General features: G+C 72.4%; 23 protein-coding genes and 1 pseudogene. 3 read left to right on the forward strand and 21 right to left on the reverse strand.

Annotated features, from left to right (window positions below):
* The 5 genes and pseudogenes from VKG64_11225 to VKG64_11245 form a co-directional block, all read right to left on the reverse strand.
* On the reverse strand, positions 1-310 hold a 310-nt coding region (locus VKG64_11225), incomplete at its 3' end, for an FAD-binding protein (GenBank protein ID HKB25615.1).
* A pseudogene (locus VKG64_11230) lies at positions 307-609 on the reverse strand (TlpA disulfide reductase family protein). The gene VKG64_11225 and the pseudogene VKG64_11230, both read right to left, overlap by 4 nt.
* A gap of 12 nt (positions 610-621) precedes the next feature.
* Positions 622-858, reverse strand: coding sequence for a hypothetical protein (locus VKG64_11235; protein ID HKB25616.1), 237 nt, complete (start codon positions 856-858; stop codon positions 622-624).
* A gap of 95 nt (positions 859-953) precedes the next feature.
* The gene (locus VKG64_11240) at positions 954-1,922 is read right to left on the reverse strand and encodes an isocitrate lyase/PEP mutase family protein (GenBank protein ID HKB25617.1); all 969 of its coding nucleotides are present in this window, start codon (positions 1,920-1,922) and stop codon (positions 954-956) included.
* Positions 1,923-1,943: 21 nt separating this feature from the next.
* Positions 1,944-2,108 carry a hypothetical protein gene (locus VKG64_11245; protein ID HKB25618.1) on the reverse strand — a complete coding sequence of 55 codons (165 nt, stop codon included), beginning with the start codon at positions 2,106-2,108 and terminating at the stop codon, positions 1,944-1,946.
* 161 nt (positions 2,109-2,269) lie between these two features.
* On the opposite strand from VKG64_11245, the gene VKG64_11250 reads away from it, so the two are divergent.
* Complete coding sequence (locus tag VKG64_11250) at positions 2,270-3,187, forward strand: LysR family transcriptional regulator (protein ID HKB25619.1); 918 nt, start codon at positions 2,270-2,272, stop codon at positions 3,185-3,187.
* 42 nt (positions 3,188-3,229) lie between these two features.
* Here VKG64_11250 and soxB read toward each other — a convergent pair whose 3' ends face one another.
* From soxB to VKG64_11315, 13 genes are read right to left on the reverse strand one after another with little or no spacing between them, the layout of a single operon-like run.
* The gene (gene soxB, locus VKG64_11255) at positions 3,230-4,960 is read right to left on the reverse strand and encodes a thiosulfohydrolase SoxB (protein HKB25620.1); all 1,731 of its coding nucleotides are present in this window, start codon (positions 4,958-4,960) and stop codon (positions 3,230-3,232) included.
* Between the two features lie 48 nt (positions 4,961-5,008).
* The gene (gene soxA, locus VKG64_11260; GenBank protein HKB25621.1) at positions 5,009-6,316 is read right to left on the reverse strand and encodes a sulfur oxidation c-type cytochrome SoxA; all 1,308 of its coding nucleotides are present in this window, start codon (positions 6,314-6,316) and stop codon (positions 5,009-5,011) included.
* Positions 6,317-6,326: 10 nt separating this feature from the next.
* Entirely contained in the window at positions 6,327-6,659 is a 333-nt protein-coding gene (locus VKG64_11265) for a thiosulfate oxidation carrier complex protein SoxZ (GenBank protein ID HKB25622.1), read from the reverse strand.
* Positions 6,660-6,665: 6 nt separating this feature from the next.
* Positions 6,666-7,157 carry a thiosulfate oxidation carrier protein SoxY gene (locus VKG64_11270; GenBank protein HKB25623.1) on the reverse strand — a complete coding sequence of 164 codons (492 nt, stop codon included), beginning with the start codon at positions 7,155-7,157 and terminating at the stop codon, positions 6,666-6,668.
* 20 nt (positions 7,158-7,177) lie between these two features.
* On the reverse strand, positions 7,178-9,994 hold the full coding sequence (locus tag VKG64_11275; GenBank protein HKB25624.1) for a molybdopterin-dependent oxidoreductase: 2,817 nt from the start codon (positions 9,992-9,994) through the stop codon (positions 7,178-7,180).
* Entirely contained in the window at positions 9,991-11,517 is a 1,527-nt protein-coding gene (locus tag VKG64_11280; protein HKB25625.1) for a 4Fe-4S dicluster domain-containing protein, read from the reverse strand. The genes VKG64_11275 and VKG64_11280 overlap by 4 nt, the downstream gene beginning before the upstream one ends.
* A gap of 1 nt (position 11,518) precedes the next feature.
* Positions 11,519-12,331, reverse strand: coding sequence for a sulfite exporter TauE/SafE family protein (locus tag VKG64_11285; GenBank protein HKB25626.1), 813 nt, complete (start codon positions 12,329-12,331; stop codon positions 11,519-11,521).
* Complete coding sequence (locus tag VKG64_11290) at positions 12,331-12,915, reverse strand: c-type cytochrome (GenBank protein HKB25627.1); 585 nt, start codon at positions 12,913-12,915, stop codon at positions 12,331-12,333. Before VKG64_11290 ends, VKG64_11285 begins: the two co-directional genes overlap by 1 nt.
* A gap of 21 nt (positions 12,916-12,936) precedes the next feature.
* Entirely contained in the window at positions 12,937-14,193 is a 1,257-nt protein-coding gene (locus VKG64_11295; GenBank protein ID HKB25628.1) for an FCSD flavin-binding domain-containing protein, read from the reverse strand.
* Between the two features lie 34 nt (positions 14,194-14,227).
* Positions 14,228-15,388: a YeeE/YedE thiosulfate transporter family protein gene (locus VKG64_11300; GenBank protein ID HKB25629.1), complete on the reverse strand. Its 1,161-nt coding sequence runs from the start codon at positions 15,386-15,388 to the stop codon at positions 14,228-14,230.
* Positions 15,385-16,785 (reverse strand): rhodanese-like domain-containing protein, encoded by a 1,401-nt coding sequence (locus tag VKG64_11305; protein ID HKB25630.1) that lies wholly within the window; start codon positions 16,783-16,785, stop codon positions 15,385-15,387. Before VKG64_11305 ends, VKG64_11300 begins: the two co-directional genes overlap by 4 nt.
* A gap of 35 nt (positions 16,786-16,820) precedes the next feature.
* Positions 16,821-17,240: a type II toxin-antitoxin system VapC family toxin gene (locus tag VKG64_11310; protein HKB25631.1), complete on the reverse strand. Its 420-nt coding sequence runs from the start codon at positions 17,238-17,240 to the stop codon at positions 16,821-16,823.
* Positions 17,237-17,476, reverse strand: a complete 240-nt coding sequence (locus VKG64_11315) for a type II toxin-antitoxin system prevent-host-death family antitoxin (protein ID HKB25632.1) — start codon at positions 17,474-17,476, stop codon at positions 17,237-17,239. Before VKG64_11315 ends, VKG64_11310 begins: the two co-directional genes overlap by 4 nt.
* A 287-nt stretch (positions 17,477-17,763) precedes the next feature.
* Here VKG64_11315 and VKG64_11320 point away from each other — a divergent pair, with 287 nt between their 5' ends.
* Positions 17,764-18,165, forward strand: a complete 402-nt coding sequence (locus tag VKG64_11320) for a nucleotidyltransferase domain-containing protein (GenBank protein ID HKB25633.1) — start codon at positions 17,764-17,766, stop codon at positions 18,163-18,165.
* Entirely contained in the window at positions 18,158-18,577 is a 420-nt protein-coding gene (locus tag VKG64_11325) for a DUF86 domain-containing protein (protein ID HKB25634.1), read from the forward strand. Before VKG64_11320 ends, VKG64_11325 begins: the two co-directional genes overlap by 8 nt.
* Before the next feature lie 122 nt (positions 18,578-18,699).
* Here VKG64_11325 and fusA read toward each other — a convergent pair whose 3' ends face one another.
* The 3 genes from fusA to VKG64_11340 all read right to left on the reverse strand — a co-directional run.
* On the reverse strand, positions 18,700-20,784 hold the full coding sequence (gene fusA, locus VKG64_11330) for an elongation factor G (GenBank protein HKB25635.1): 2,085 nt from the start codon (positions 20,782-20,784) through the stop codon (positions 18,700-18,702).
* A gap of 56 nt (positions 20,785-20,840) precedes the next feature.
* Entirely contained in the window at positions 20,841-22,076 is a 1,236-nt protein-coding gene (locus VKG64_11335) for a threonine synthase (GenBank protein ID HKB25636.1), read from the reverse strand.
* A gap of 5 nt (positions 22,077-22,081) precedes the next feature.
* The coding region (locus tag VKG64_11340; protein HKB25637.1) for an AAA family ATPase at positions 22,082-24,644 on the reverse strand (2,563 nt) is incomplete at its 5' end.

Below are 24,644 nucleotides of genomic sequence, written 5' to 3' on the forward strand. Positions count from 1 at the left end.
CGTAGCGCGATTCGAGCTCGAGCACCCGCCCCGGCGCCTCGCGCACGAGGACCCAGACCAGCTCCTGGTCGTTGATCCAGCCGCCGCCCGCGAGCGTGTCGGTGAGATGCGCGTCGAGCGAGTCGGGCGCGGTGAGCACCGCGTTGTAGCCCCCCTGCACCATGCGCGTGCAGCCAGCGCGCCCGAGGAGGCCCTTGACGATCACCGTCACGCGGAGCTTCGGCGACGCGTCGGCGGCGTGGAGCGCGGCGCAGAGGCCGGCGCCGCCCGCGCCGAGCACCAGGACGTCGGTCTCGACGACGTCGGTCACCGGGCGACGAGCGCCTCGAGGAAGGCGCGGCCCTCGGCGCCGGTCCACTCCCTGGGGCTGAGCGCCTTGGCGACCAGCATGCCGTCGCGGGCGACGACGAACACCGTCGGCGTGCCCGTCACACGGTAGGCGGTGTTCACCGCCCCGGACGGATCCAGCAGCACCGTCGAGGTCAGCTTCTTCTCACGCGCGTACCGCGCCACGGTCGCCCGGTCCTCCTCGATGTTGATCGCGAGGAGCGCGAGGCCGCGCGCGCGGTACCGGGCGAGGACCTGCTCCATCGTCGAGGGCAACTCCCTCGCGCAGTAGGGTCAGGTCGAGTGCCAGAAGTAGAGGATGACCGGCCGGTCGCGGAAGTCGGCGAGCGCGACGCGCTTGCCCTCGAGCGACTCGAGGGCGAACGGCGGCGCGGGCCGGGGATCGAGCGGGAGGATCTGGAAGTCGAGTGCCAGATCCGCGAGCCGCTCGCGCGCCGCAAGGGCCGGCGACGCCGCGAGCAACGCACCGGCCAGGAGCAGGGCGAGCGAGGGGGCCACCGCGCGCGTCACGGTGGCCCTATCTTAACCGAGCCGCGCCCCGGGTTTCCCGGGGCGTGTGCGAGCGTCCGGGGGGCTTGGGGGGCCCGTCGCGGCCCCCCATCACCTCAGGAGCGCGCGGCGTGCTGCTCGCCGAAGCCGGCCGAGCCCTTCAGGCGCGCGTCGGTCCCGGGGATGTACTTCTGCTCGAGCTCCTGGAAGTGCGCGACGCGCGCCATCACGTGGTGGCTCTCGGTCGGGTGGCCGACCTTGACCTTCTCGAGCCGCCACTGCGCCTGCTCCTGATCGCGCACGAGCTCCTCCATCGCGTTCCACACGGCGTACGTCGCCGCGTGCGCCGCGAAGAGCGTGATGAAGATGAACTTGTAGCCGAGCTCCCCGAGCTCCTTGAACGTGAGCGGGTTCGGGTCCTGGTGCCACCGGAAGGACGAGGAGTAGTTGAACGCGAGCGGCAAGGTCGGATGCGTCGCGCGCATCGCCCGCGCGAACGCGATCGCGGGCTCACGCGACGCGTTGCTGAGCTCGGCCCACACGAGGTCCACGCCCGCGTCCGCATACGCGCGGCCCCGGCGGATCGCCTCCTCCAGGCTCCCCCCGACGGCGCCGTAGGCGTCCGTGCGCGCGATGATGACGAAGTCGCGGTCGAGGCGGTTCCGGGTGTCGACCGCCGCGCGGTACTTGCCGACCGCCTCCTCGAAGGGGACGACCGTCTTGCCGGCGATGTGGCCGCAGCGCTTCGGGAAGTGCTGGTCCTCGAGGTGGATGCCCGCGACGCCCGTCTTCACGTACTCCTGCACCGTCCGGATCGTGGAGAGCGCGTTGCCGTAGCCATCGTCCGCGTCCGCGATGACCGGCAAGCTCGTCCCGCTGGCGATCATCGAGGCGATGCGGGTGACCTCGGTCTGCGTGAGGAAGCCCATGTCCGGCCAGCCGTTGGCCATGGCCATCGAGTAGCCGCTGAGATAGATGGATTTCATCCCCACGCGCTCGGCGAGCTGGGCCCCGAGCGGGTCGTAGACGCCGCCGGTGAACAGGTACGGCTCGGCCTGCAGCAGCTGGCGGAACGTGCGCCCCATGTTCTCCACGGTCCGATCTCCTCAGGCCGCCTGGCCGAGCGCGAGCGACGTCGCGCACCAGCGGCAGTAGTGGGTGGCCTCCACCTCGATCGAGCAGCTCCGGCAGCCGAGGGTCCCGCACTCCGCGCAGCCCGTCCGCTGCGACGGCCGCTCGAGCGTCATCCCGCACTCGCACGTCGCGTGCATGGCGTCTCCTCCTCCGCGCGTCGCGCGTTCCCTCGTCCGTTCCACGCCGCGCGCCTCGCGTGCCTTCACTCTCGCGCCCGCCGGGCAGCAAAGCAACGTTATTGTTTTTATATCCGAGATAAAATATCTTTATCTATCAGGCAAACCCCGCGGTCACGGGCATGGAGATCCCTCAAGTCGAGGCGTTCCTCGCGGTCGGCACCTTCGGCGGCTTCCGCCGTGCGGCCGACGCGCTGCGGCTCACTCAGCCGGCGGTGAGCGCGCGCATCCGGGGGCTCGAGACCTCGCTCGGCGTGAAGCTCTTCGAGCGCGGCAAGCACGGCTTCGCGCTCTCGGCGGCCGGGCGCGCCTTCCGCCCCCACGCCGAGCAGCTCCTCCAGACCGTGGCGCTCGCCCGCCAGGCCGTCCACGACCTCCGGCCGGCCGCCGGCGGCGCGCTCCAGATCGCGGCCGTGCTCTCGATCTGCACGTACCTCCTGCCCGACGTCCTGAAGCGCTTCCAGAGCGCCTCGCCGAAGACGCTCATGACCGTCCGCTCGGGGCACTCGAAGGAGGTCCTCGAGATGGTCCTGCGGGGGGACGCGGAGGTCGGGCTCGCGCGCTCCCTCCACCACCCCGAGGTCGAGACGCTCTCGCTGCGCGACGACCCGCTCATCCTGGTCGCGCGTCCGGCCGCGTGGCCGGCGGGGGAGCGCCGCGCGCGGCTCGCGGAGGTGGCCGACCGGCCGCTCATCTTCTTCGACCGCGGCTCGAGCGACTGGACGCTCACCCACGGCCTCTTCCGCCGGGCGGGGCTCGTGCCGAACGTGGCGCTGGAGGTCGAGACGATCGAGACCGCGAAGAAGATGGTCGAGCGGGATGTGGGCTTCGCCTTCCTGCCGCACCTCGCGGTCGGCCGCGAGCTCCGGCGCCGCTCGCTGGTCGCGATCGACATCGTGGACGCCGAGCCGATCAGCCGGAGCCTCGACGTGATCCACCCGCGCCAGCGGCCGCTCTCGCCCGAGGCGCGGACCCTCCTCGGCGTGCTGCGCGCGGCGCTCTCCGACGCGGGCGGCCCGCCCCGCGGGCGGCGCCGCTAGCGTCTGCGGCGAGGAGTGCTCAGCCCAGCGCCAGCGCCCGGCTCACAGGACGCGGACGCGCGGCCGCGGGTCGAGGCGCACGCGCTTCTCCGCGCGCAGGTGGCCGGCGACGACGTCCCACGCCGGCGGGCCCGCCGCCTCGCCGACGCTCGCCCAGCCGGCGGCCTTGTAGCGCCGCGCCGGCTCGAGCGGCCGGCCGCCGACGGCGACGTCACGGATCCGCCGGCCCAGCGTCCGGGCCGGCTCGATCGTGTACGTGAGCCCGCCGACCCGCAGCATGTCCCCGCCCTGGCGGTAGTAAGGGTCAGGGTGGAAGAGGTTGTCGGCGATGTCCTCCATGAGCGCCACGATCTCGCGCCCCGTCATCTCGCGGACCCACGTGTTGGGATAGGTCAGCGCCGTGTGAGCGTAGACGTCCTCGAGCGTGATCGTCTGGCCGGGCACGATCGTCGGCCCCCAGCGGAAGCCCGGCGAGAACGCGACCTGGGCGTCGAAGCGCTTGAGGAGCGCGTCGAGGATCAGCTCGTCGAAGGTGCCGTTGAAGTTGCCGCGGCGCCAGAGGAGCGACTCCGAGACCGCGAGAGGCTCCGCGAGCGTCGCCTCGTGAGGGCGGCGGAGGTCCGCGACGAGCCGCGCCATGTCCGGATCCTCGGGGACCGCGCCCGAGAGCACCGGGAGCAGGCGGTAGCGCCAGCCGGCGACGCGGCCCTGCCGCACGTCGAGGTCGAGGCGCGAGAGGAACTTGCCGTGCGAGCCCGAGTTCACGACGAGCGTCCGGCCCACGACGATGGGCTCGGGCAGCGCGTCGTGGGTGTGGCCGCCGAGGACGACGTCGAGCCCGTGGACGCGCGCGGCGAGCTTCAGGTCCACCGCGATGCCGTTGTGCGAGAGGAGGACGACGAGGTCCACGCGCCGGTCGTCGCGCAGCTCCTGCGCGAGCGCCTGGACCTGATCCTCGCGGATGCCGAACGTGAGGTCCGGCACGAAGCGCCGCGGGTGCGAGACCGGCACGTACGGAAACGCCTGACCGATCACGCCGACGCGGACGCCGCCGACCTCGCGAATCGTGTAGGGCCGGAACACCCGGTCCCCCCAGCCCGTCTGAGCGACGTTGTGCGCGACGAAGTCGCCGGCGAAGAGCCCGCGCCGCTCACGGTCGCCGAAGAGCTCGCGCACGCGGTCCATCCCGTAGATGAATTCCCAGTGCGGCGTCATCACCTCGACGCCCAGCGCGTTCGAGGCCCGCACCATGTCCTCGCCGCGGCTCCAGAGGGCGGTCGCGGAGCCCTGGCACGTGTCGCCGCCGTCGAGGAGGAGCGTCTTTCCGGGCCGCTCCGCGCGCGCGCGCTTGACGAGCGTCGCGAGGTGCGCGTAGCCGCCCATCCGGCCGTACCGCGCCGCCAGCGCCGCGAAGTCGAGGTAGGTCGTGGCGTACGCCTCGGCGCTGCCCGGCGCCAGGCGGTAGGCCTGGAGGAACTCGGCGCCGGTGAGGAACGGCGGCTTGCCGCGCTCGGCGCCGACGCCGATGAGCGTGTCGGGCTCGCGGTAGTAGAGGGGGCGGAGCGTGCCGTGCGGGTCGGTGAGGTGGAGCAGCGTCACGTTGCCGAGCGGCTCGAACGCGAGGAGCCGCTCGGGGCCGTCGGCCGCCTCGAGCCGGCGCGGGTCGAGCCCCGCCGCCGCGGCCACCGTGAGGAGCTTCAGGAGGTCCCGGCGCCCGAGCATTTTAGCGAAGCACCGGCTCAGATCGCGGGAACGGATCAGCAGCGCGCGCATTCGCGGCGGGGCACGGGCGTGGCGACAGCCCGGGGGCCCGTGCCCTGTTCAATGTCGGATCCCGGGGACCGACAGGGGCTTGCCGTTGTCGAAGGTCGTGAGGTAGAGCTCGAGCTCCGCGTACTCGATCGAGTCGGCCGGGAGCATGTTGGCCCCGAGCGGCGTCATGCACCACTGGAAGCGCTTGCGCATGTCCCAGACCTCACCCACGCTCGTGCGCCACGTCGGGAAATGGCGGGTGAGCCCAACGCTCACGTCGGCGAGGTAGCGGCCGCCGAGGAACCGGTCGGCGCCGCGCTCGGGCGTGTGGCAGTCGGCGCACGCGTGGTTGCGCTCGCCGACGCGCCGGTAGAAGCTCGCCTTGCCGCGGAGGATTGCCGCGCGCGCTTCGGGGCTCGTCGTGTCCACCTGGACCGGCAGGCCGTTCGACGCCATCTTGAGGAGGACGGTCAGCGTGAGGTTCTCGCTCGACTCGGCGGCGTAGGCGCGGCCCGTCGTCTCGGGACCGTGCACCTCGAGGAAGTCCTCCAGGCTCATCACGCGGCCCCAGGCCTTCACGTGCTTCGGGTAGCGCGTGGCCGCGCCACGCATCGCCGGGAAGGGCCCGCCCTCGTGGCAGCCGGCGCACGCCTTCCCCGCCGGGCCGGGCCGGCTCCAGAGCGCCTCGGCGTCCTCGGCGAGCACGAGCGCGGGGTTGTTGGTGGGATCGAGGTTGTCGCCGAAGCCCTCGGACTTCTTGCGCGTCAGCGGGTTCCGGTCGAGGTCGCGCTCCGGCCGCACGGGTCCCTTGAGCGTTTGGAGATACGCGACGACGTCCACGATCTCAGGGGGCGTCAGGATCCCGGCGGCGCCCCACGGCGGCATGGTGGAGCCGGCGAGCATGGCGCGCGGGTCGTAGAGCTGCTGATAGAGGTACGCGTCGGGAAGCCGGCGGTCGCCGAGCGTGGAGAGATCGGGGCCCACGCTGCCCGCCGGCCACACGTCGTCGCCCGGCACCAGGTGACAACCCGTGCACGGCCCTTTCGCGCGCGCGAGGAAGAGCCGCCGTCCCTTGGCCGGATCGCCCGTCATGCCCGCGGGCATCGCGGCGCGCCCGACCCCCGGCTCCGGGCGCGTGTCGCCGTACGCGTAGGTGCGGAACGCGCCGAAGTCGCGCGCCGTCCAACCCTTGTAGCGGAACGCGACGCGCCTGCCGTCGGGCCCGACGCGAACGTCGCCGCGAGCCTCGGGGATCGCGCGGGAGGTCCAGGCGGGGAGGCCGTGGTCGTCGGGGAGGTCGGCGGCGGCGCCGGCACAGCCGAGCGCCAGCGCGGCGAGCGCGAGGGAGGGCAGCGCGCGCGCCCTGACGGACGTCATCCGCTCTCCCTCAGGAGAACTTGATGTCGACCGTGCCCTCGTACTTGCCGCCCGTGGTGTCGAGGAACTGGACCTTCAGCTGGCCGGGATCGGTCGCCCGGAACGTAAACGAGAAGAACGGGTTCTCGCTCACGGCCTGGGTGGTGTCCAGGGTGACGATCGTCTTGCCGAGGTAGGTGACGATCACCTTGTTGATGTAGCTGTAGTTCCGCTGGACGAGCTTGCCCTGGGCGTCGCGCTCGACGCGCTCCATCGGGTGGATCACGAGCGTCCGCGCCTGCACGATGTCGCCGGGCCGGATGCTCGAGGGGATGCGGATCCTGACCTTGCCGACGTCGGACACGGGGCCCTAGCCTCCGCAGCCGCCGACGGTGACCTTGACCTCGCGGCGGACCGCGAGGAGCGTGCCGTCGTTCTGCTCGACGATCGCCCGCACGTCGCCCGTCTCGCCGAGCCGGATCGTCGCGCCCACGTAGGCGCGGCCCGCCTCGGGCACGAGCGTCGCGCGGAAGACGACCGGGATCCGGTTCTTGTCCGCGACGAGCCAGACGTGCTTCACATAGTTCTGCGGCGTCATCGGCGACTCGACCGTCACCGAGGTCTGGACGAGCGAGCCGTTCTCGGCGATCGCCGGGATGTCGAGCTTGATCACGCCCGAGCCGTCCTTCATCGGCCGGCCGCCGAAGACGCGCCGGAGCGCCTCCTCGCCGGTCTCCTGGAGGCCGAGCGGCTGCGCGCCGGCGCTGCCGGGCGCAGCCAGCCCTCCCGTGATCGCCGCCACGCCAAGGAAGCCCAGCGTGCCGAGCATCGTGCGCCGGGTGATCTCCGACGACCTTTCCATCGCAGCTTCACTATACATGCTCAGCCGTCGATCCTGTAGGCCGAGGCGTCGGGCTTGAAGGCCCGCGGGAGCCACAGCGGGCGGCGGAGCCCGCCCGGACCCGGCGCGGGCCGCGCCAGCGCGAGCCACTGGCGATAGATCTCGAAGGACTTGTTCGTGTCCACGAAGATGTCGCCGTAGCGGTCGTCGGGTCCCGCCCTCGTCACGGTCACCTTCTGGTGCCAGCAGTGCTGGCCGCTCACCGGATCCGGCTGGACGGGAAAGGTGAGGTTCTGATGGACGCCGGCGTCCTCCCACCAGATGCGCTCCGAATCGGGATCCTCGCTCGCGAAGGGCCGCACGCCGTGGATCTGGCGCATGAACCAGCGGCCCGGCTCCGTCTGCTTCAGATCCACGAGCGCCGTGGACCACCGCTCGCCGCCGGCCGCGTCCGCGAGCCGCCAGCGGCCGAGGTGGTGCGAGCAGGCGACGACGCCCGGCCGGATGGACTCGGTCACCCAGACCTTGTCCACGAAGTAGCCGATCGCCGTCTGGACCTTGAGGAGGTCGCCCGTCGTCACGCCGAGCCTCGCGGCGTCCTCTCCGTGGAGCCAGAGCGGGTTCGTGTGGGAGATCTCGTAGAGCCACTTCGCGTTGCCCGACCGCGTGTGGATGAGGGTCGGCAGCCGGAACGTGGGCAGGAGCACCATTTCTCCCCTGGTTCGATCGATCTGGGACCAATGAACATGGCTCCGGATGTAGCCGGGCACGGATTGCTCGGGCCACTTCCAGTCCTTGAGCGTCTTCGAGAAGAACTCGAGCTTCCGCGACGGCGTCGGGAACCCCAGGCACGCGTGCCCGTCCACCTCGACGCCGACCGCCTCCCCGCCCTTGACGATGACCTTCGTCACCGGGTCCACGGCGGCGCCCTCGAGGTCCCCGGCGGAGGGTACCTGCTCGTGGGTCCGGTAGACCCCGTCCTCGATGAGGAAGGCGCCGTACTTACGCATGTACGCGAGCGGCGTCAGCCCCTCGCGCCGGGCCGCCTCGGGGAGCCCGGGCACGCTGTGCTCGAAGATCCAGCGATAGAGCTCCTCGATGCGGAGCTTCGCCCCGGGCCGGTACGGCGACTCGAAGTACTTCCGGATCCCGAGCGCGCCGTCGGGATCGATGCGCCAGGAGAGCTCGATCCAGAACTCGTCCTCCTCCCAGACCTGGCCGAGCCCCGCGGCCTCGTGCGCCTGCCACGTGGAGTCGAAGGTCCGCCCCCGCTTCTCGAGGGCGACGCGGAGCACCGGCTGGCGGAAGCCGATCCAGCGCGCGGCGTGGGTCTCCTGAGACATGAGATCGTGGCGCTCGGAGGCGTGGCCCATCGGCAAGACAAAATCGGCGAACCACGCCGTCTCGCTCCAGATCGGCGTGAGACACGCGTGGCGCTCGACCTTCGTCTCGTCGCTCAACACTTCGATCCACGACATGCCGTCCGGGTTCGTCCACACGGGGTTGTAGACGCGGGTGAAGTACATCGCGAGCTTCCCACGGCCCTCCTTCAGGAAGTGGGGCAGCAGGTAGCTCATCTCGAAGAACGCGAGCGGGTACTCGCGGGGCATCAAGAGCTCGCTCCACACCTTCGCCGGCGGCGGCATCAGCGGCGGCGCCGGGACCGCCTTGTGCCAGGCGCTCGGCGCGGTGCCGCCGGGCGTGCCGACGGCGCCCATGAGGACGACGAGCAGCTCGAGTGCCCGCGCCACCTGCCAGCCGCCGAGGTTGCCCGCCGCCGTGTTGCGCCAGACGTGGGTGGCGAGCGCCGAGCCCGCGCGGCCGAGAGCGCGCGCCACCTCGACGATCGTCGCCGCGTCCACGCCGCTCTCGCGGGCGGCGAACTCGGGCGTGTAGCGAGCGTAGAGCTCCGCGAGCGCCCGCTCGAACCCCTCGAACGTCGGCGGCAGGTCCCGGCGCTCCTCGCGCAGGTACTCCTCCCAGTTCACCCAGCGGCGAACGAACTCGCGATCGTAGAGCTTCTCGCGGATCAGGACGGCCGCCATCGCGAGGAGGAGCGCCGACTCCGACCCCGGCCACGGCGCGAGCCACCAGTCGGCCATCGACGCGGTGTTGGACAGGCGCGAGTCGATCACGCAGACCTTCGCCCCGCGCTCCTTGGCCTCGATGATGCGCTGGGCGTGGGGGTTGAAGTAGTGGCCGGTCTCGAGGTGCGAGGAGAGCAGCAGGATGAACCGCGCGTTCGCGTGGTCGGGCGACGGGCGGTCCATGCCGTGCCAGAAGGCGTAGCCCGCGCGCGCGCTCGACGAGCACACGTTGGTGTGGCTGTTGTGGCCGTCGATGCCCCAGGCGTGGAAGACGCGCTGCAGATAGACCAGCTCGTGGCCCGCGCGTCCGAGGTGGTACATGACCTCCGTGTGACGGCCTTCGACCAGAGCTAGACGGATTCGCCCGGCGATATCGTCGAGGACCTCGTCCCACGTGACGCGCTGCCATCGACCGCCGCCCCGCGGCCCCACGCGGCGCAGCGGGTAGCGGATGCGCTCGGGGTCGTTCACCTGGTTGAGCGTCGCGGGGCCCTTGGCGCAGTTCCGGCCGCGGCTCCCCGGATGGACCGGGTTCCCCTCGAACTTCTGGATCCGGAGCGTCTCCCGGTCCACGTAGGCGAGGAGACCGCACGCGGCCTCGCAGTTGAAGCAGATCGTCGGGATCAAGGAGTAGCGGCGCGCGACCTTCCGCGGCCAGGCGACGGGATCGTACTCCTCCCAGTCCTCCCAGCGCTCGACGGGCGGGTAGCTCGCGAGCCCGCCGGCGGGCGGCGCGAGCTCCCGCGCGACGGGGTGGAGGGGCTCGCTCATGACAGGGGGACGGCCTGGCCCGCCTTCACCCACAGATCCTCGTAGATCCACAGGCCGGCCAGCGCGAGCAGCGCGCCGAGGACCGCGGTGTACGGGTTCGGCCAGACGAGGACGATCGGGAGCAGGGTGCCGGCGGCGACGACGCCCGCCCAGAACGGCGTCCGCCACGGGCCGCGCGTGATGAGACGCGCCGCCCGTGCCGCGTCGGCGGTCGGGTGGGCGGATACGAGCTCGGCGACGAGGACGACCGCCTGGAGGGCGAGCGCGCCGACCATGATGACGCCGAGCGACCAGAGGCTCTGGACGTCCACGCGGCCGAAGAAGCCCACGACGAGGAGGGCCGCGGAGCCCGCCACGAGCGCGCCGACGAGGAGCTGCGGGAGCAGGAGCGGGCTCTGCCAGAAATCGCGACCCTCGGCCTGGCCGAAGAGGAACGCGCTGTAGCCCGCGGTCGCCGCCGCCAGCAGGAACGCAGGCAGCGCGACGATCTTCACGAGCGTCGCGGCGCCCGCGAGAGCGGCGAGGAGCCAGAGCCCGGCCGCCGCGCCGTAGGCGATGAGGATGAAGGCCCCCCAGACGAGCCACGAGCGGAGGTTCGGCTTCACGAGGATATAAAGGAAGCGCTCGGGGCGCTTCAAGTCGAGGACGAGGAGCGCGGTCGTCGCGAGCAGGAAGACGAGCGCCAGGAGGGGCGCGGCGCGGCCCAGCAGGAATCCGGTCGGCAGCCCGCCCGAGAGGATGCCGAGCGCGCCGACGAGGAGCGCGCCGGCCGCGAGCGACTTGGTCCAGAGATACGCCGCGACCTTCCCGCCCCACGGCCGCGGCGGGTGCGGGACGTCGTAGACCACGCGCGTCGGCGCGGCGCCGTGGTCCGCCGCCTCGGCGGCGGCGACCATCCTCACGAGGTCGAGCTCGCCCCGAGGCCGCTCGGCCCAGAGGTAGTGCTCGGCCGGCGCCTGGAGCTCGGGCTGGAGGGCCGCCGCGTCGGCCCCGAGGTAGAACACCTTCGGCCGGGTCCCCTGCTCCGCCTTCCTCACCTGCACCGGCTCGCGCGCCACGAGCCGGGCGATCCGCGAGGACGGGTCATCGAGGTCGCCCGCGACGATCGCCTGCTCGGGGCACACGATCACGCAGGCGGGCTCGAGCCCGACCTCCACGCGGTGGGCGCAGTAGTTGCACTTCGCGGCCGTCTGCGTGGTGGGGTCGATGTACAGCGCGTCGTAGGGACAGGCCTGCATGCACGACTTGCAGCCGATGCAGCGCGCGCCGTCGAAGTCCACGATCCCGTCCGGCCGCCGGTAGAGGGCGACCGTCGGGCAGATCGTCACGCAGGGGGCCGCGTCGCAGTGATTGCAGCGCAGGACGGCGAAGTACCGCCGGGTGTGCGGGAAGGTCCCGCGCTCGACGTACTTCACCCAGGTGCGGAACGCGCCGAGTGGGACCTGGTTCTCTTCCTTGCACGCGACGGTACAGGCGTGGCAGCCGATACACCGGCGCTGGTCGATCACGAAGCCGTAGCGCACGTCAGGCGCCCCTGGCGCGCCAGAGCGCCTCGACGACCATCCGCAGCCCGACCAGGGCGAGCGCGCCGGCGAGGACGCCGCGGATGAGCGTCGCGCCGGCCCGCAGCGACGCGCGCGCGCCGAGCTGCGCGCCGACGAGGATGCCCGCGCCCATGAGCGCGGTGATCCGGAGATCGACGTGGCCGAGGAGCAGGAACGTCAGCGCGCCGACGAACGCCGAGATGCTGAGGACGAAGTGCGACGTGGCCGTGGCCACGTGGACCGGCAGGCTCAGCGCGACGATGAGGAAGGGCACGTGGATGATGCCGCCGCCGATTCCGAGGACGCTCGACACGAAGCCCACGACGAAGCTGACGACGACCCCCTTCCAGGCGTCCACGTGGTAGGCGTGGGCCTGGCCGCCCGCGTCCACGATCTGCCGCCGGTCCGCGCGCTCCGAGGGAGTCACCGTGACGCCGGAGAAGAGCAGCGCGGCGATGGCGAGCAGGACGAGGCCGAACAGGAGGTTGAACGTGGCGGACGACAGCGAGCGCGTGAGGTAGGCGCCGCCGATCGCGCCGGGGATCGTCGCGGCGGCGAACTTCCAGCCGAGCGCGAGGTCGACGCGGCGCTGCCAGAGGTAGGCCGCGCTGCCCGACGCCGCGTTGAGGAACACGAGCGAGAGCGAGGTGCCGACGGCGGTCGCCGGCGGGAAGTGGTAGCCGAGCACCAGGACGGGGACCAGCAGGAACCCGCCGCCGGCACCGATGAGCGTGCCGAAGCTACCGATCGCGAGGCCGAGCGCGACCAGCACGCCCCCATCGACGAACGCCACTACCTCAGGCTCGAATAGTAGGCCGCCAGGTCGGCGAGCTGCTCGTCGGGGATCGTCTTGAACAGGGCCTTCAGCGCCTTGAGCGCGTCGTCGCCCGGGTTCCGCCGGTCCGATTTGAACAGCGCCATCTGCGCCCGGAGATAGCCGGGCGGCTGGCCCGTGATGTCGGGAATGCCCTTGGCCTCATCGCCCTTGCCCGCGGCGCCGTGGCAGACGACGCACTGGACCGCGACCGCGCGGCCGCGCTCGACGGCGGCCGCGTCGGGCCTGACCGCCGACGGCCGCCGCGGCTGCGCCCCGAAGTATGCGGCGATGTCGTCGAGGCCGAACTGGAGCACCTGCTTCGCGTACGGCTCCATCTCCGGCGACGGCCGCCGGCCCGCGGCGTAGTCCTGGACGGCCTTCCTGAAGTACCAGGACGGCATGCCCGCGAGCACGGGCATCGTGTTGGACGGGCTCTGGCCGCCCGGCCCGTGGCAGGCGCTGCAGACGAGCGCCTTGGGGGCGCCCGGCATGTCCAGCGGACCCGCCCAGGCGGCGCCCGCGAGCGTGAGCACGAGGATCAGCGTCAGGATGGTCGGCATCGCGCGCTCCCTTCCGCCGGCCTAGCCGAGCACGTCGTTCCAGATGCTGGTCGCCCACCCGATCGCGTTCTGCGCCCACTGCTCCGACTGGCCGGGGGTGAGCTTCTGCTCGATCTGCACGACCTTGCCGCCCTCGATCTTGTACGCGTTGACGACCGCGATCGCTTCCCGGTCGCTGACCCAGCTGTAGCACGTGTTGCCCGGCGCGAGCTGCAGCGGCTCCTTGCCGTTCAGGAGGTGCACCACGGCGAGCGCCGAGATCTTGCCCATCGCGTTGGCGATGTTGCCCGACTTCGGCACCGGCAGCCCGATCGTCGAGTCGCCGATGACGTGGATGCCCTTGTGCTTCGCCGACTCGTACGTGACGTGGTTGACCTCGCACCACCGCTTGTCGGCGCCGACGAGGTCGGCCTGGACGGCGATCGTCCCCGCGCGCTGGGGCGGGATGAGGTTCACGACGTCGTACCTCACCTTGTCGCCGAACTCCGTCGTGACCTCGCGCGCGCCCGGGTCCACCTTCACGACCTTGTTCGACGCGCGGTACTCGATGTTCGGGTACGCCTGCCACGCCGCGCGGAAGAGCCCCGTCTTCGAGACGATGTTCGGGTTGGCGTCGAGCACGATCAGCTTCGACCGGGGCTTCTTGTTCTTCAGGTACCAGGCGACCTGGCAGACGCGCTCGTAGGGGCCCGGCGGGCAGCGGTAGGCCACGGGCGGCACCGTCAGGACGAACACGCCGCCGTCGGCCATCGACTGGAGCCGGTCGGCCAGCATGGCCGTCTGCGGCCCCGCCTTCCACGCGTGGAGGACCTGGTCGCCCGCCTGGGCGAGGCCGTCCACCTGCTCGGTCTGGAACTCGACGCCCGGCGACACGATCAGGCGGTCGTACTCGAGGTAGCCCTCGCCCACGCGCACGCGCCGGGCCGCGGGCTCGATCGCCGCGGCCGTTTCGTGGAGGATCCTGACGCCGTGGGCGCGCAGCCCGCCGTAGCCGAAGGTGAGGCTGCCGAGCGTGCGGACGCCTGAGAGGACGAGGTTGCTGAACGGGCACGACACGAATTGTCGGTTCGGCTCGAGCAGGACGACCTCGATCGACGGATCCGCGAGGCGCACGTACTTCGCCGCCGTCGCCCCGCCCCAGCCGCCGCCGATCACGACCACGCGGCGCGCCGTCTTCGGCGCGAAGTCGCCCTTGAGCGCGGGCGCGCAGCCCGCCGCGAGCAGCCCGAGCCCGGTTCCCGACGTCGCGAGGAACTCTCTGCGCGTGAACCGTTTCATCGCACCCTCCGCTGACTGCGGCCCGACCGCCCGCTCACACCGCGCTGAGCTTCCGCGTCTCCTCGTTCCAGGTCGCAAGCATAGCCCAGGCGAGGGCCACCGCAACCACCAATCCGATCGCGCCGCCCCAGCCGAGCGGCGACGGCAGGAAGACCGCCGCGCCGAGCTTTCCGAGGAGCCCGGTCTGCGCCAGGGCGAGCCGTGCGAGCGATGCGCTCGCCGCGAAGCAGGCGACCGTGACCCAGAGCTTCACCTGCCCCTCGCCGGCGCGCCAGATCGAGCCGACCCCGCAGCCGCCGGCGAGCGTCATCCCGGCGCCGAACGCGAGCCCGCCCGCGAGCGAGCCGAGCCCCGCGGCGGGAAACACCCACTCGCTCTTGTCCTTGAGGTCGGCGTATTTCAGGATGGCGAAGCCGAGCGTGGACACGACGAGCGCCAGCGCCGCGGCGCGCGTGTGCTCGGCGTCGCCCGTCATGAAGGGCTCGCGGAACGCGCGCACGAGGCAGAAGCGCGAGCGCTGGAAGAGCAGGCCGAGCGCGGCCCCGAAGACGAGGAACACGCCCCGCGCCGCGTAGCCGGCGCCGGCGTAGAGGAACGGCGCCGCGAGGACGAGCAGGGCGAGCAGCGCGCCTGCCCAGGGCTGGCGGCTCGCGGGGCCGTCCGCCGCGCGGAGGTAGACGCGCGTGCGGCCCTCGGACCAGCCCGGCCGGCGCTCGGTCTCCCACAGGAGATAGCGCAGGCCGAGGAACGCGCCCGCCGCGAGGCCCAGCATCATGCCGAGCCCCGAGAGGGACAGGGCGCTCGTCGCCGAGAGGAAGCCGCCGATGTTGCAGCCGAAGGCGAGGACGGCGCCCACCCCCATGAAGACGCCGCCGGCGGCGCCCTTGACGAGCTCGCCGCGCGGTGGGACGCGGATCGCGAACTCGCGCGCGAGCAGCGCCGCGGCCGCGGCGCCCACGAGCACGCCCGCGTTCAGCAGCGAGCCCGAGTAGAGCCACGGCGGCAGGAGGTCGGGACGGCGCACGACGCCGAGCGGTGTGAAGAGCCAGTCGCCCCAGTTGCGCAGGCCGTCGGAGGCCGTCAGCGGACGGTCGAAGGCGAAGAGGAAGACGTTCAGCGTGGCGAAGAGGACGGCCGAGCCCCAGACGGCCCAGGGGCGGCCGAAGAGCGCGGCGTACTGCTGGGCGAAGGTCACGCGCGTGCGCTGCCCGGGTCCGAGGCGGAGCGCACGACCGGGTGACCGGCTTTCATCCAGGCCGTCATGCCGCCGGTGACGTTGTACCAGCCCTGGAGGCCGTGACGCTTGAGCGTGCTGATCACCGTGCTCGAGCGGAGGCCGCCCGCGCAGAGCACCGCCTTCGGCCGGTCGGCGGGCACCTCGGCGCGCCGCTCCGCCGCTTCGAGCATCGGCAGGTGGAGCGCGCCCTCGATGTGGCCCTCGAGCCACTCGAAGTGCTCGCGCACGTCGATCACCGCGACGTCGCGTCCCTCGACCAGCCAGTCCGCGAGCTCGTAGACGGAGATCTGCGGCACCGACTCGACGGGGAAGCCCTCGCTCTTCCACTCGATCATTCCCCAGTGCAAGAACCCGAGGACGTCGTCGACGCCGACGCGCGAGAGCGCGGCGACCGCGCGCTCGAGGTCCGACGGGCCCTGCGCGAGCAGGAGGAGCGGCACCGCGGCCGGGACCATCCCGGCGACGCGCTCGGCGAACTGGGGGCTTTCGATCCACACGTTGACGGCGCCGGGGATGTGCATCTCGCCGTAGGTCCCCGGATCGCGCAGGTCGACCACGACCTCGCCGCGCTGGACAGCCTCCCAGGCCTCGCGCGCGGTGTACGGCCGCGGCTTCGCCGACACGAGCGGGACGAGCCCGCGGTTCTTGCCGACGATCTTCTCGAATGACGGCGGCTTGGGCGGCAGGTCCCGCATGATGAAGTCCACGAACGCCGCGCGGTCCCGGAGCTGCAAGGCCGGGTTGAAGCGCCGCTCGAAGCCGATCGTCGAGCCCGTCTTGGCCGACATCGCGCGCCCGCACGCCGAGCCCGCGCCGTGCGCGGGGTAGACCTCGACGCTGTCGTCGAGCGGGAGGAGCACGCGCCGGAGGCTCTCCCACGCGTCCTCGGCCGCCTGCGCGCCGCCGAGGTCCGGGCGCCCGACCGAGCCGACGAAGAGCAAGTCGCCCGTGAGCGCGAACCACGGCTCGCCGCCGCGCTCGAGGTCGGTCACGAGCAGGCAGATCGAGTCGGGCGTGTGGCCGGGCGTGTGCGCGATTTTCAAGCGGACGTTGCCGACGCGGATCTCGTCGCCGTCCGTCACGTCCTCGTGGCCGAAGGCGACGCCCGCCGCGCGGTGCACGAGGATCGGCGCGCGCGTGGCCTCGGCGAGGTCGCGGTTGCCCGAGATGTGGTCGGCGTGCGTGTGAGTCTCGACGATGTGGCTGATCGTGAGGCCCTTCTTCCGGGCGAGGCGGAGGTACTCGCCGACGCGGTCCCGCCCGGGATCCACGATGACCGCCTTCCCCGCCTGGCCGCAGCCGATCAGGTAGGAGAGACAGCCGGACTCCTCGTTCAGGATCTGCTGGAAAATCATCCCCGTCTATTCTACGTCAGGGAGCGTCGGGACGGCTACCGCGGGGCGAACTCCGCCACGCCCGCCGCTCGCGCGGCGGCTCGGAGGCCCCGATCGCGGCTCGCCAGCGCCGCGTGCTCCCGGAGCGCCAGGCGCAGATAGGCGGCATCGTAGGCCGAGAGGCGCCGCTCGCGCGCGAGTGCCAGCAGGAATCCGAGGTCGCCGACCTCGATGGACGGCTCGACGACGATCGGCAGCGCGCCGAGCAGCTCGAGGAACCGGGCGGCGTCGGCCCGTGTGATTCGTCGATGTCGCTCGGCGACGAGCAGGACGTTGGCGACCTCGAGCGGCCAGATCGCCGGCACCAGGGCGGTCGCGCGCGGCATCGCACGGAGCACGGCGTCCGTGTAGACGTCGGCCTCCGACTCGAAGCACCAGCCCATGCAGACCGAGCAGTCGAGGACGACCCGGCTCACCGCCGCCCCGCCGCCACCGCCTTGCGCAGCGACAGGCGACCGAGGCGACGGCCTCGGCGGAACTCCAGCAGGCCCCGGATCGCGTCCTCGACGGCCCGGGCGCGAGGGCGCGAGGCCGGGACCAGCCGGGCGATCGGCGTTCCGTGCTTCGTGATCGTGATCTCGTCACCCCGGGCCACCCGCGACAGCAGCCTCGGCAGCTGCGTCTTCGCCTCGTACACTCCGACGCTCGGCATCCGGTGCCCTCCGTTCAGACCAGAACTTGACCAGATTATCCAAACGGCCTGCCGATCCAGATTGTCGCACGCGCGCCGACGCGGATCAACGTCGCGGATGGGATACGGTGGGACTCGAGGACGCTCCTGTCCCGTCGCGCAGCGGACCCCGAGGTTCGGGATCCGGACGCCCGGCGAGCTGCGGCGGCGGAGCGCCGAACGCACGAAGTCCGGGGCGGCGTACCGGGGCCCGCCGCGCAGAATCTTCACCTCGCCGCTTTCCGGGCCCGCCACGCTACAATGACGCCATGAGCGCAGCGGCGGACGCATCCTCTCCAGCCGTGGCGCGCGTGGTCGTGCGCGCAAAGAACGATCCTGACGCGCTCGCGGTCATGCTGTTCGGGAGCCGCGCGCGCGGCGAGGCGGGCCCCGGGTCGGACTTCGACGTGTGCCTCGTCCTCGCGAACGGCCCCACGTCCGACGCCGCGCGGACGCAGAAGCGCCTCGACTACCTGGCGCAGGCCGACGTCGACCTGGCGATCTTCCAGCAGCTTCCCCTCCACGTCAGGAGCCGCGTGCTGAAGGAGGGCCGCGTGCTCTTCGTGCGCGACGAGGACGCGCTCTACGACGTCGCGATCCGCACGGCGAAGGCCTGGGAGGATTTCCGCCACATCCACCGCATGTACCTGGACGCCGTCGCGCGTGATTGACCGCGAGCGCGTCCTCTCACGCCTCGACGCGCTGGATGGTGTCCTCCGCGAGCTGCGCTCGATCGCGCCCAAGAACCTCGACGCGTATCTCGCGACCGAGAAGAAGCGGGCGTGCGAGCGGCTCGTTCAGGTCGCGGTCGAAGCCCTGATCGACGCCTGCGCGCTGCTGGTCACGGGGCTCCGCCTCGGGCTGCCCGGGGAAGAAGACGACCTGTTCGAGCGCCTGGCGCGCGCCGGCGCGCTCACACCGGCCACGGCCCAGACGCTCAGGCGGATGAAGGGGCTGCGGAATCTGCTCGTCCACGAGTACGGACGGATCAGCGACCAGATCGTGTTCGAGACGATCCGGGACCGTCTCGGCGACTTCGACGCCTGCAAGCGCGAGATCCTCGACTTCCTGCAGCGCGGGTAGCGCGCCCCGGCAGAAGCTTCAGGAGCAGGGCCGGCGGTGGGTCCGAAGGCTTACTCGGGGCCAGAGAACCTGGAACTCACGATTCAACAGATCTACTGCCCCCTCGCGCAGCCGGCGGGGCCTCAGTGCTTCTCGGCCTTCTCCTTCTCCGCCTTCGCGTCCTTGATGACCTTGTCGGCGATGAAGGCCGGCACTTCCTCGTAGTGGGAGAACTCCATCGAGTAGCCGCCGCGGCCGCCCGTCATCGAGCGCAGCGCGGGCTCGTAGGTCAGCATCTCCGCCATCGGCACCGAGGCGCGCACGACGGCGGTCTCGCCGGCGGGCTCCATGCCCAGGATGCGGCCGCGCCGCGAGTTCAGGTCGCCGATCACGTCGCCCGCGTGGTCGGCGGGGGTCGTCACCTCGACGGTCATGATCGGCTCGAGCAGGATCGGGTGGGCATCCACGAACACCCTCTGGAGGCCCAGCGAGGCGGCGATCTGGAACGCCATGTCCGACGAGTCCACCTCGTGGTAGGAGCCGTCGTAGAGGGTGACCTTCGTGTCCACGACCGGATAGCCGGCGACGATCCCCTTCTTCATGCAGTCGCGGACGCCCTTCTCGGCCGAGGGGATGTAGTTCCGCGGCACGGCGCCGCCGAAGATGTCGTCCACGAACTCGAAGCCGCCGCCGCGCGGGAGCGGCTCGACGCGGAGCCACACGTCGCCGTACTGACCGCGCCCGCCCGTCTGCTTCTTGTACTTCCCCTGGCCCTCCGCGCGTCCCTTCACCGTCTCCTTGTACGGGATGCGCGGGGGCAGCAGGTTCACGTCCACGTTGTACTTGCGCTTCATGCGCTCGACGACCATCTCGACGTGGAGGCTCCCGACGCCCGCCACGAGGAGCTGTTTCGTCTCCGGGTCGAAGTGATAGTGGACCGTCGGATCCTCCTCGGCGATCCGCGCGAGCGCGTTCGAGATCTTGTCCTCGTCGCCCCGCGTCTTGGGCTGGATCGCGAACGAGATCGCGGCCTCCGGGAACGTGATGCGCGGCAGCTCGAAGGGCTGGGCCTCGTCCGAGAGCGTGTCGCCCGTCTGGGTCTCCTTGAGCTTCTGCGCGACGCCGATCTCGCCCGCGCCGAGCGCCTCGACGTTCTTCTGCGTCTTGCCCATGAGCCACGAGACGTGGCCCATGCGCTCCCGCGCGCCGCGCGCCGGGTTCAGGAGCGTCGAGTCGGACTTGAGCGTGCCGCTCATGACGCGGAGGAGCGAGAGCTTGCCGATGTGCGGGTCGGCGAGCGTCTTGAAGACGAGCGCCGTCACGGGCGCCTTCGGGTCCGGCTGGCGCACGCCCGGCTGCTTGCTCTTCGCGTCGGTCCCCGCGACCTCGCCACGATCCGCCGGCGTCGGGAGCGACTCGACGATGAGGTCGAGCAGCGGCGCGGCGCCCATGGTCTTCGACGCCGACGCGCAGACGACCGGCACGATCTTCCCCGCGGCGATGCCGGCCCGGAGCGCCTTCAGCATCTCGGGCTCGCCGAGCGAGCCCTCCTCGAGGTACTTGCTCAGGAGCTCGTCGTCCGTCTCGGCCGCGGCCTCGACGAGCTTCTCGCGGTACTCCTTCACGCGGTCCGAGAGGTCGCCCGGGATCTCGCCCTCGGCGGGCTTGCCGCCCGCGTACGTGATCGCCCGGAGCTTCACGAGGTCCACGGCGCCCTTGAAACCCGCCTCCTCGCCGACCGGGATCTGGAGCGCGACGAGGCGCCCCTTGAGGCGGCGCGCCAGCGACTCGAGGGTCCGGTAGAAGTCGGCGCGCTCGCGGTCGAGCCGGTTCACGACGACCACGCGCGGCAGGCTGTACTCGTTGGCGAACTTCCAGACCTTCTCGGTCTGCACCTGGACGCCCGCGACGGCGTCGACGACGACGACGGCCGCCTCGACGACGCGGAGGCCCGCGCGCGCGTCGGCGATGAAATCGCCGTATCCCGGCGTGTCGACGAGGTTGACCCGGTGGCCCTTCCAGTCGCAGTACGCGATCGACGTGTTGATCGAGATCTTCCGCTTGATCTCGTCGGGGTCGAAGTCGGTCGTGGTCGAGCCGTCGTCCACCTTCCCGAGACGGTTGAGGGCGCCGGCCGTGAACAGGAGGGCTTCGACGAGGGACGTCTTGCCGACCCCCCCGTGACCGACGACGCCGACGTTGCGGAGCTTGCCGACTTCGATCGTCATTGACCGGCCTCCTCGCGACGGGCCTCTCGCGGTGGCCGAAATCCTACCACAGGAGCCTAGGCGTGGACGGCGCGCCGCACCCGCGCGAGGATCTCCTCCTCCGTGCCCTCCAGGTGGGTCGGCGGCGGCAGCGGCGGCGGCGCGTACTTGAGCCCCGCTCCCGTGAACACGAGCATGACCTCGGCCTCGCGCGCGACCTCGCCGCGGTCCATCAGCACGGTCAGCGCCGCGACGAGAGCGGCGGACTCGGGCGCGGTCCAGATGCCCTCGACGCGGGCGACGAGGCGCTGCGCCTCCTCGATCCGGCCCTCGCTCACGGCGACCGCGCCGCCGCGCGTGTCGCGGAGCACCCTCAGCATCTGGCGCCCGGCGAACGGGGACGGGACGCGTAGGCCGGCCGCGTGAGTCGCCGGGTTCTCCCACGCGCTCGTGTTCTCGGCGCCGGCCTGGAACGCCTTCACGACGGGGGCGCAGCCCTCGGCCTGGACGGCGAAGAAGCGGGGCAGTGGCCCCCCGAGCCAGCCCATCGCGCGGAGCTCCTCGTAGCCTTTCGGGATCCCGACGAGCCCGGTGCCGCCGCCCGTCGGGTAGAGCAGCACGTCGGGCATGCGCCAGCCGAGGTCGGCGGCAAGCTCGAGGCCGATCGTCTTCTTGCCCTCGAGGCGGTACGGCTCCTTGAGCGTCGAGAGGTCGAACCAGCCGAGGGCCGGCGCCGCCTTGGCGACGACGCGCCCCGCGGTCGCGATGGAGCCCTCGATCGTGAAGACGTGGGCGCCGGCGATGAGCGCCTCGGCGATCGCCGCCTCGGGCGTCCCCCGCGGGACGATGACGACGCACGGCAGCCCGCAGCGCGCCGCGTACGCAGCCGCCGCACCGCCGGCGTTGCCCGCCGACGGGATCACGAAGCCCTTCGCGCCGAGCGTCCGCGAGCGCGTGATCGCCATGCCGAGGCCGCGGGCCTTGAACGAGCCCGTCGGATTCTGGCCTTCGTCCTTGGCCCAGAGGCGCCGCAGGCCGAGGTGAGCCGCGAGGCGGGGGAGGGCGAGCAGCGGGGTGCCCCCCTCGCCGAGCGTGACGGGCTCCTCGCCGTCGTCGAGCGGCGTCAGCTCGCGGAGGCGGTACATCCCCGCCGGCCGCTCGCGCAGCGTCTCCTTCGTGACGCTCGCCGCGACGCGCGCGAGGTCGTAGCGGACCGCGAGCATCTGGCCGCACGTCTCGCAGACCGTCAGCAGTCGCTTCGGATCGTGGCGGTGGCCGCAGACGGTGCACTCGACGTGGCTGACGAAGCTCATGGTGCCTATCTTACCTTCGCCAACTCGGCGGCGGCGCGATCGCGCCAGTACGGCATCTCCATCGCGCGATACTCGGCGAGCGCGGCCGCGAGCTCGGCGCGCGCCCGGTCGGCCATTCCCGCGTGGCCGCACGCTGTGCCGAGTCCGAGCCGGCAGTGGGCGAGGAGCGGCCGCATCCCCTGATCGCCGGCGAGTGCCGCCGCCGCGCGGAAGTGGGCTTCCGCCGCCGCGAGGTCGAGCGGCTCACGCCGCGCGGCGAGCTCGCCGTGCAGGCGCAGCGCCCAGGCCTCCCAACCGCGCTGGCCGTGCTGCCGGCTCAGCGTGAGCGCCCGAGCGGCGGTGCGTGCCGCGTTCTCGACGTCGCCGGCGAGCAGCTGCGCCTCGGCGAGCGTCGCGATGACGAGGGCGTGGCCGTAAGCGAACCCGATCGACCCGGCGTGGCGGTCCGCGCGCGCGAGGAGCGGGATGGCCTCGTCGAGCCGGCCCAGCAGCGCGTAGGCCCCGCCGAGCGAGGCGGCGGTGCGGGAGAAATAGACCGCGAGGTCACCCCCCGCCTCGCAGAGCGGCAGCCCACGCTCGAGCACCTCGATCGCCCGCGCGAGGTCACTCTTCACGAAGTAGAGCCGGCCGGCGCCGAGGTGGGCCCAGACGTCCCCGTGCCGCCCGACCTCTGCGGCGGACACCCGCAGGGCCTCCTCGCCCCGGCTGATCGCCTCGTCGAACTCCCCCAGCTCGGCGAGCGCGAGAACGCCCCAGATCCGCGAGAACGAGAGGTTATTCCGGTTCGCCTGCCCGACGGGCAGGTCCCGCACGCCGAGGCGGTGATTCGTGTGGTCCGCCGAGCCGGTCGGGCGCGGGGGCGCACCGCGCGCGAACGCGTCGTTCTCCCGAACGGCCTCCATCGCCCGGCGATAGTCGCCGCGCGCGTACAGCGCCCGCGCGAGCACGACGTTGCTCGAGAGGTGCGAGCGGTCGTCCCCCAGCTCGATCGAGATCGCGCGCGCCTCCTCGGCGTTCTCGGTCGCGCGGTCGAGGTCGCCGAGCGACGCGAGGTTGTAGGCGAAGCGGCCGAAGACCCGGCCGAGCCGGCGACGGTCGCCTAGGCCGCGCGCCAGCGCTTCCGCCTCCCGGAGCCCGTCGAGGCTCCGGTGGAACTCGCCAAGCCCCATCAGCGCACTCTCCTGCTGCAGGATCGTGTCGATGACGCCCTCGGACCTCTGCCGATCCTCGGGCAGGCTGCGGAGACACTGGAGGGCGGCGTCGAAGCACGCGACGGCCTCGCGATTCGCGGCGCGCTCCCTCGCGGCGAAGCCGGCGTGGTAGAGATGGCGCGCCGCGCGCTCCCACACCTCGGCGTCACGGTAGTGCAGTCCGAGCGCCAGCGCATGGGATCCGAGGTCCGCCGCGTAGAGCGCCTCGATCGCCTCGGCCACGCGACGGTGGAGGAGCTTCCGGCGCGGGGCGAGCGCTCCCCCGTAGGCGGTCTCGCGGATGCGGTCGTGGGTGAAGTCGAAGCGCTCGCCCGTGCCGTGGAGGATCCGCCGCCGCACCAGCTCCTCGACGCCCGCCGCCGTCTCGTCCTCCCCGAGCCCCGCCGCCCGCTGGAGCAGGGCGAACTCGAACTCCCGCCCGATCACCGCGGCCACGGCGGCCAGCGACCGGGCGCGCTCGGAGAGCCGCTCGAGGCGGCGGCCGACCATCTCGCGCACGCGCTCGGGCAGCCCGAGCCCCCGTCCCTGGGCGAGAGCGGCGCCCTCGGCGTGCGCCCGCACCGTCTCGACCACGACGAACGGGTTGCCCTCGCTCACCGCCCATGCCTGCGCCGCGAGCCGGTCGAGGGCCGCCTCGTCTCCCGTCCGCGCGAGCGCGCGGACGAGCGCTCGCGTGTCGGGGCGTGTCAGCGGCCGCACGGCGAGCGTGGCCAGCCGGCCCTCGCGGCGGAGGTCCTCGAACGCCTGCCGGAGCGCCGGCGCGTCGGCCAGCTCGTCCTCGCGGGCGGTGACGACGACGAGCGCGGGGCGCTCGGCGAGGCAGCGGCCGACGAAGGCGAGCAGCCGCCCGCTCATCTCGTCCGCCCAGTGGAGGTCCTCCAGGACGACGAGCAGCGGGTGCTGGTGGGAAAGCTGCGCGAGCAGCTGAGCCACGCTCTCGAAGAGCTGCCGGTTGTCCATCGTCGCGCCCGCGGCGGGCGGACCCGCGGCCACCTCCGGCACGAGCCGCGCGAGCTCCGCGCGCCAGGCGGGGCCCAGGCGCTCGAGCAGGTGCGCATCCTCGGCGACGCGGCCCGCGCGCAGCGCGTCGACCCACGGCGCGAAGGGCAGGATCTGCTCCGACTCGTAGGCGCGCCCGAGCAGCACTGTGAACCGCCGCCCGGCGGCTTCCACGGCCAGCTCGGCGACGAGCCGGCTCTTGCCGATGCCCGCCTCGCCGAGCACGGCGACGACCCGGCCGCCGCCGGTGGCGGCCGCGGCGAGGGCGGCGTGGAGCTGCTCCATCTCGCGCGCGCGTCCCACCAGCTCGGCGTCGGCGCTCACGCCCGGGATGCGGTGCTCGGCCACGCCCGAAGCG

The organism is Candidatus Methylomirabilota bacterium (assembly GCA_035260325.1).
Lineage (GTDB): Bacteria > Methylomirabilota > Methylomirabilia > Rokubacteriales > CSP1-6 > AR19.

Coding starts and splice junctions, on each gene's coding strand:
- VKG64_11305 (HKB25630.1), bottom strand. CDS start 16,785: ATGATTTTCCAGCAGATCCTGAACGAGGAGTCCGGCTGTCTCTCCTAC.
- VKG64_11315 (HKB25632.1), bottom strand. CDS start 17,476: ATGCCGAGCGTCGGAGTGTACGAGGCGAAGACGCAGCTGCCGAGGCTG.
- soxA (HKB25621.1), bottom strand. CDS start 6,316: ATGACGTCCGTCAGGGCGCGCGCGCTGCCCTCCCTCGCGCTCGCCGCG.
- VKG64_11275 (HKB25624.1), bottom strand. CDS start 9,994: ATGAGCGAGCCCCTCCACCCCGTCGCGCGGGAGCTCGCGCCGCCCGCC.
- VKG64_11270 (HKB25623.1), bottom strand. CDS start 7,157: ATGGAAAGGTCGTCGGAGATCACCCGGCGCACGATGCTCGGCACGCTG.
- VKG64_11320 (HKB25633.1), top strand. CDS start 17,764: ATGAGCGCAGCGGCGGACGCATCCTCTCCAGCCGTGGCGCGCGTGGTC.
- VKG64_11290 (HKB25627.1), bottom strand. CDS start 12,915: ATGCCGACCATCCTGACGCTGATCCTCGTGCTCACGCTCGCGGGCGCC.
- VKG64_11245 (HKB25618.1), bottom strand. CDS start 2,108: ATGCACGCGACGTGCGAGTGCGGGATGACGCTCGAGCGGCCGTCGCAG.
- soxB (HKB25620.1), bottom strand. CDS start 4,960: ATGCGCGCGCTGCTGATCCGTTCCCGCGATCTGAGCCGGTGCTTCGCT.
- VKG64_11240 (HKB25617.1), bottom strand. CDS start 1,922: ATGGGGCGCACGTTCCGCCAGCTGCTGCAGGCCGAGCCGTACCTGTTC.
- VKG64_11335 (HKB25636.1), bottom strand. CDS start 22,076: ATGAGCTTCGTCAGCCACGTCGAGTGCACCGTCTGCGGCCACCGCCAC.
- VKG64_11295 (HKB25628.1), bottom strand. CDS start 14,193: ATGAAACGGTTCACGCGCAGAGAGTTCCTCGCGACGTCGGGAACCGGG.
- fusA (HKB25635.1), bottom strand. CDS start 20,784: ATGACGATCGAAGTCGGCAAGCTCCGCAACGTCGGCGTCGTCGGTCAC.
- VKG64_11250 (HKB25619.1), top strand. CDS start 2,270: ATGGAGATCCCTCAAGTCGAGGCGTTCCTCGCGGTCGGCACCTTCGGC.